Here is a 5,988-nt window from a genome sequence, read left to right as displayed (position 1 = left end):
CCAGAAGATCCTTCAAATCCACCGAAGTTCTGTCCGGAATGTGGAGATGTTTTTGATGAGAATGATGTCAAGTAAGGAGATGATGGCCTATGTCAATGCAAGAGGTTGAAAATGCCAAACAAGTGAAGCTTGACTTTGATGCTGAATGTCCGTCCTGTAGTGCATCGATCGAGTTTAATCCTGCAACAGGAAAGCTAACTTGTCCTTATTGTGGCTTTGAAACGGAAATTGCTACGCCGGAGCAAGAAGAGGAAAAAGTTGCCCAGGAAATGGACTTCTTAAAAGCAGAGGAACGTGGGAATTTTAATTGGGGCGTGGAGAAAAAAACAGTCATTTGTAAAGCGTGTGCAGCCGAAACGATTTACGATGCCTTGCAGGTAGCTGACAGTTGCCCTTACTGTGGTTCCAATCAGGTTATGGAGGCTACTGCTGATAATACGTTAGCACCAAATGGTGTATGTGCTTTTGAAGTAACGGATAAGCAAGCAGGGGAACATTTTCAAAAATGGATCAAAGGCAGATGGTTTACACCGAAAGCTGCTAAAATTAGCGCAAAGCCTGATGCCTTTAAAGGGGTTTATCTTCCTTATTGGACATTCGACTCCAAAACAAGCTCTAGATATTCTGCAAGATATGGACGACATCGAACAGTTACTGATAAAGATGGGAAAACTCATACTGAAACAGATTGGTATTCGACTAGTGGCTTTTATCAGGAATTTATCGACGACCACTTAGTAAGTGCAACAACACGTTACGATCGTGATATGATGCGAAAAATTGAACCATTTAATCTTTTAAATAATAAGGCTTATAAACCAGAATATGTAGCTGGATTTTTGTCAGAGCGTTATAGTGTTGGCTTGCAGGATGGGTGGAATCAAGCTAAAAGTGAAATTCATGATCATCTTCACGCGCAAATTTCCTCCAAAATTCGTTGGGAAAATAATGCGGATGTTGTATCAAATCTGCGTTTTTCCACCAACCATGATGATATTACATACAAATATCTAATGTTACCGATTTGGCTGTCTTCTTTTCGTTATAAGGAAAAGGTTTATCGTTTTATGGTCAATGGACAAACTGGGCGAGTAGGTGGAGATGCCCCTATTTCACCACTTCGTGTAACGATAGCTGTTATCATATCATTAATGGTGATAGCAATGATTTGGTATTTCTTTATGTCGGAATAATGACTAGCAGCACTCCTTTTTGGAATGCTGCTTTTTTCATCGATCCATCTTTGCAAAATTGATGACATTTGCCAAAAACCATTAAATACGATAGGGACTCAGCCGCAAAATCAACATAAAATTGACTTAAAATACTAGGTGTATGACTGAATTATGTGGAATGAACGGGCTATTCCCCTGCATTGTCATGGCCGTTTTATTAGTATGTCGCATAAATTATAGTGAGAGAGCAGCCTTGAAACAATGACATGTAGGTTTGTGTGAGAGCATAGAAATGATAGAGTAAAAATACAGCCTCCTATGTCTAAAAGTCATAAGAAATGGTGAAAATCGAACAATGGCTACAACTAAGCCAATCTAAAAAATTTAGGTTAGATTGGCCAAAAATTATGATAGGTGAAGTTGCGAATTTACTTTAAACCACTTATTATACAGACAGAGAGCATTTTTTTAGATATTAATGGTATGTGTAATGTTATTTTTGAATAACTATAAAAAGTTATTCATAATGGAGGTTTCGATGATGGACGCAATTGAAGTGTTAACAAATTTAGATCAAATACATGGGTATTATCAGCCGATATTTAGCGCAGATGCGCATACGGTGATTGCCTACGAAATTTCCGGACATCTACAAATTGAAGGGCAACAAATTAATTTAATGGACTTCGTTAATAATGAAGATATTCCAGAAGAATATCGAATTGATATGGAGCATAAAATTTTACATGCAGCCTTAGCCAAAATTGATGAAATTGCATCAGATATTGATATTTACATTCCAAGTAATCCTAATTTATTGATGCAAGATTTTGGTGAAAGTCATTTTAATATAATCCAGCAATATATAGGAGAAGAAGATTTACATCGAATCGTTATTGTTGTATCAGAGCATCGTTTTATGGGGGATATAAACAAATTACACCATGCCCTTCGTTATTTTACGACGTTCGGCGTGAAAATTGCTGTGCAAGAAGTAGGAGCGGAAAGTCATTTAGAGCACATTGCGTTATTGGCGCCACATATTTTAAAGGTCAATACACGTGATTTAAATTATGATTCCTGGTCAGCACAATCGGACATGATTTCTGCCATTGGCAGCCTTGCTTATAAAATAGGGGCCAATCTTTTATTTGAAGATATTGAAACAGTGTATCAGCTACAATTTGCTTGGAAAAATGGAGGTCGCTACTATCAAGGGCCATATTTAGCAAATCCTTCAATGACCTTTGTCGATAAAGACATGTTAAAGGAACGCTTTAAAAAAGAATGCCAGCAATTTATTACGTCCGAAAAGAAAATGCTAGAGGCGCAATTTTTGCAGCTAAAAAAATTAAGGGATGAACTAGAGGCGATTGTTCACCGTGTCAAACCAACGAGTGACAATGTCTCGCATTTAGAGTATTTAGCTGAACTCCTGGATAACTACTCCTTTAGGCTATATATTTGTAATGAAGATGGATTCCAGTTAACGCCTAACGTTATGAGAATTGACGGCAATTGGGAATTGCAGCCACGAGCAATTAATAAAAATTGGAGTTGGCGACCGTACTTCCTACAAACGATCATTAAAATGCGCAATGATCAAAGTGGAGAGATCTCAGAATTATATCGTGATATTGAAACAGGAGAAATTACGAGAACATTTTCAATCGCCATCAACGAACATGAATATTTGTTTGTTGACCTTTCTTATGATTATCTTTATGAGCACAGTATTTTCAGATAAGCTTACAAATCCTAATATATCAATGGTTGTGGGGTATAACTTATGATTGTACCCCACTTTGTACACCAAATTTGATGTTTAAATGATTTATTTGATTTTAATCAAAGATGAAAGTACTTGAGTTGCCTTTAATTCCTCATCAGCGAGGGAATGAGCATATACCCTCATCACCATTTCAGGAGTATCCCCAATGATTTTTGCAACTGTAGTTACAGCGGTTCCCTCTGCAATAATAATACTTACAAATGTATGGCGAAGTATATGGGACGAGAAACGCTCAAAATTATGCTTCTTTTTTAAAGCGTTAAACATTTTAGATATATAATTACTGCTAATTGGTTCTAAATTGGCAGTAATAATTACATAATCATTGATCTGACCCCATATTCATCACGTGTTTTTGTTATAGATATGATGTTTTGCATAAAATCTATATCTTTCCACGTAAGGCCAGCCAATTCACCTTTACGCATCCCTGTAGTTGCTAGTGTAAGCAAAATAACATGAGTAAAGCAAAATACGGGAACAAGAAAGTTATACACGACGGAGTTATATTCGATTCAGCGATAGAAGCAAAATATTATGTTCACTTGAAGCACTTACAAGCACAAGGTATTGTGACATCCTTTGAATTACAGCCAAGGTTTGTGTTACTGCCGAAGTTCGAAAAGAACGGAAAGAAATATCGCGATATTTGGTTATAACGCTGATTTCACAGTTCATTATGTTGATGGTCATACAGAAGTGGGTGACATAAAGGGAATGGTTACACAGCAATTCGAATTGAGGAAGAAGTTGTTCGAATACCGTTTTCCTCACTAATTAAAGCTTCTGACGTATTCAATGATTGATGGTGGTTGGGGGATAACACATGATGAACTTAAAAAGGCTAGGAAAGCAGGACCTGAAAGAGAAGCAATTAATGGGTAGGTGATATTGAATGGCAAGGAAAGAAGTAGAGTTGATACATCTTATTCACTGTCGAGGTTCATGAATCAGTTAAAGTTGATTTCACAATAAATCAGATTGGAACCTTCATAGCTATGTGGAATCAAGGATATCCAATTAACGAGATTGCTCAGAAACTTAACGCAAGTAAAGTGAGTGTGGCTTTGATTGCTATGGACCTTGAAATGGGCTGGAAGGATTGGGCCAAGGGCTGGTGGGTTGTTAGGGAAGAGGAAAGTGGTTAGTTGAAAGAAAATGTGCAAAAAAAATTTTGAGCTACTTAGTGAATTTAGATAACTTCTCAACTTCTTCAGGAGAAATATTTTTAACTTTATATGAAATGACTGCCTTATTTGAAAACACTTTATATTTTTCTGCAGATTCACCAGGCGGTATACGAAAAGTGATGTTAATTAGTTTAAATGGTTGATCGTGGGCACCTTCAAAGGAAATAACCCTTAAACTAACATCATAGTAGTCGTTTTGTCTATTTTGTTCAATTTTTTCAATTCTTGCATAATCGAATAATTGATTATCACCATATGAAGACATTGTTTCAAGAATTGGTAAACCTAATTCACGTAGAAAGGCTAACTCAATCACACTTGGGGGTTGGTTTTTAGGGAAATACTGTATATCTGATCTAGCAAAAGTAGAATTTATCCCTAGGGAACTTATTAAAAATAACGAAATGATTATTATTTTTCTCATAGAAAAAATTCCTTTCAGTATTTGTTCAACAATGAAAAATACAAAATTCTATAAAAGGTTAAAAATTTTAATGAATTATTCTGGTGGATATTTATAAGTCTTAAGGTGAGTGTGATTTATCAATTTAACCTCAGGACCAACAGTTATTTCATAGGTCATTCTATCTTTTCCTAATGAAATATTATGTCCGCCATCTGTAGGCTCAATTTCAAATGTAATTTGCAGATCAAAGCCTCGGAAATGATTTCTTTTTGTTTCAATTAATTCAATTTTCCAAGGAGTAACAAAGGGTGAAACAAATCCTTTAAAATCTTCGGATAATAATAGCTTCTCAAATCCTTTTCAATATAAGGAGTAAGAATGAGCATGAGCATATCCTGTAATCTAAGGTCGTTAGAATCATGAGTAGGTCCATAAAACCCTAATCCTGTACTTGGTAGGAAAAATAAAGCAAGAGTAATTAATATTATAAAAGCAGATAAGCCTTTTTCATTTATAAAATAATACACCTCTTTTAAATATTGTATAAATTTATTATTAACCATCCATTTAAAAGTATGTAGTTAAAAGAGAAGGTAAAAAATACTTGAGATAATTCAACAGTAGTTTACTGCACAATATGAGTAAAGAAATTATAAAGGGTCACTAGTTTGGAGTGACCCTAAACAGATATTTTATTTAAATTTTTTTGGGTTATCAACTTTGATTGAAGCAACCTCTCCACAGTTTTTACAAAAAGTCATAAGAAGTGATGAACCAAAAGTCATTACTGATCCGATTGGTCTTATATTACCCTGGCTACTACTACCACCAACTTGACCGGTTGTAAAGGAATCACTACCACAAGCCTTACAAACCAATTTATCACTTTCCATAATATCACCTCAATATGTAATTTGTGTAAATTATAACATAGAAAAAGCTGCAGCGTTTGCACACGCTACAGCTCGAATTGGTTTATGCCCTTTGAATAATGGCTTAGTCATTAGCATTATAACATAACTTAGGAGGGCAATCCTATGTTAAAAGGGCAAATAACAGTTACGTAAGAGAATTTGTTACAGTGGATTGAGAATTATCGGTGGATGGTAAAAAACAATCGAGGAAGCAAGGTAACAAGTAGTGAAGGAAAATAACAATAGTTACATTGGGGCGAAAACCGCTATGTATGGGATTGAGGCAACTCTACAAAAGGCAAGTGGTGGGACAAGCGATCCAGTGTATACACTATCAGATCCAGTGTATACACTATCATAGGAATAAATTTCAATATTAAGCTAGTTCAACAACGAACACAATCATGTTGCTATTTTACCTAAATTTATCTTTCTTAATCATAAGTGTTCCTTGTAAGATTGAGCTTTGGCATATAAGTACTTCCGCCTGCTACCATTTCTTTTGTTTCAA

The 5,988-nt window shown here is 35.4% G+C and carries 8 protein-coding genes and 1 pseudogene; 4 read left to right on the top strand and 5 right to left on the bottom strand.

The features are described from left to right. Window positions 1-89: 89 nt before the first annotated feature. Window positions 90-1,193 carry a TFIIB-type zinc ribbon-containing protein gene (locus tag RT445_RS22710; RefSeq protein WP_274793271.1) on the top strand — a complete coding sequence of 368 codons (1,104 nt, stop codon included), beginning with the start codon at window positions 90-92 and terminating at the stop codon, window positions 1,191-1,193. Window positions 1,194-1,716: 523 nt separating this feature from the next. Continuing rightward, window positions 1,717-2,922 carry an EAL domain-containing protein gene (locus RT445_RS22705; RefSeq protein ID WP_312506716.1) on the top strand — a complete coding sequence of 402 codons (1,206 nt, stop codon included), beginning with the start codon at window positions 1,717-1,719 and terminating at the stop codon, window positions 2,920-2,922. 87 nt (window positions 2,923-3,009) lie between these two features. On the opposite strand, the gene RT445_RS23750 is transcribed toward RT445_RS22705, so the two are convergent. Beyond that, window positions 3,010-3,282 (bottom strand): tyrosine-type recombinase/integrase, encoded by a 273-nt coding sequence (locus RT445_RS23750; RefSeq protein WP_396631757.1) that lies wholly within the window; start codon window positions 3,280-3,282, stop codon window positions 3,010-3,012. Next, window positions 3,282-3,464 carry a tyrosine-type recombinase/integrase gene (locus RT445_RS23745; protein ID WP_396631755.1) on the bottom strand — a complete coding sequence of 61 codons (183 nt, stop codon included), beginning with the start codon at window positions 3,462-3,464 and terminating at the stop codon, window positions 3,282-3,284. Before RT445_RS23745 ends, RT445_RS23750 begins: the two co-directional genes overlap by 1 nt. Between RT445_RS23745 and RT445_RS22700 the strand changes: the two genes are divergently transcribed. Beyond that, window positions 3,426-3,626: a DUF1064 domain-containing protein gene (locus tag RT445_RS22700; protein ID WP_312506715.1), complete on the top strand. Its 201-nt coding sequence runs from the start codon at window positions 3,426-3,428 to the stop codon at window positions 3,624-3,626. The two genes, RT445_RS23745 and RT445_RS22700, sit on opposite strands and share 39 nt — an antisense overlap. 40 nt (window positions 3,627-3,666) lie before the next feature. Then, on the top strand, window positions 3,667-3,744 hold the full coding sequence (locus RT445_RS23740; RefSeq protein ID WP_396631756.1) for a DUF1064 domain-containing protein: 78 nt from the start codon (window positions 3,667-3,669) through the stop codon (window positions 3,742-3,744). Between the two features lie 402 nt (window positions 3,745-4,146). On the opposite strand, the gene RT445_RS22690 is transcribed toward RT445_RS23740, so the two are convergent. From RT445_RS22690 to RT445_RS22680, 3 genes and pseudogenes are all read right to left on the bottom strand, one after another. Further along, the gene (locus RT445_RS22690; RefSeq protein WP_274793269.1) at window positions 4,147-4,581 is read right to left on the bottom strand and encodes a hypothetical protein; all 435 of its coding nucleotides are present in this window, start codon (window positions 4,579-4,581) and stop codon (window positions 4,147-4,149) included. Between the two features lie 75 nt (window positions 4,582-4,656). Then, window positions 4,657-5,074 (bottom strand): annotated as a pseudogene (locus tag RT445_RS23735) (DUF3888 domain-containing protein). 181 nt (window positions 5,075-5,255) lie between these two features. Beyond that, on the bottom strand, window positions 5,256-5,456 hold the full coding sequence (locus tag RT445_RS22680; protein ID WP_274793268.1) for a hypothetical protein: 201 nt from the start codon (window positions 5,454-5,456) through the stop codon (window positions 5,256-5,258). Window positions 5,457-5,988: the final 532 nt, after the last annotated feature.

It is taken from the genome of Lysinibacillus sp. (assembly GCF_032093475.1).
Taxonomy (GTDB): Bacteria; Bacillota; Bacilli; order Bacillales_A; family Planococcaceae; genus Lysinibacillus; species Lysinibacillus irui.
The sequence above is the reverse complement of the archived record's forward strand: the minus strand, read 5'-3'. Positions and strand labels throughout refer to the sequence as shown.

Excerpts from the sequence above, each read along its gene's own strand:
- RT445_RS22710 (WP_274793271.1), top strand. The coding sequence starts at position 90 with ATGTCAATGCAAGAGGTTGAAAATGCCAAACAAGTGAAGCTTGACTTT.
- RT445_RS22705 (WP_312506716.1), top strand. The coding sequence starts at position 1,717 with ATGGACGCAATTGAAGTGTTAACAAATTTAGATCAAATACATGGGTAT.
- RT445_RS22700 (WP_312506715.1), top strand. The coding sequence starts at position 3,426 with ATGAGTAAAGCAAAATACGGGAACAAGAAAGTTATACACGACGGAGTT.
- RT445_RS22690 (WP_274793269.1), bottom strand. The coding sequence starts at position 4,581 with ATGAGAAAAATAATAATCATTTCGTTATTTTTAATAAGTTCCCTAGGG.
- RT445_RS22680 (WP_274793268.1), bottom strand. The coding sequence starts at position 5,456 with ATGGAAAGTGATAAATTGGTTTGTAAGGCTTGTGGTAGTGATTCCTTT.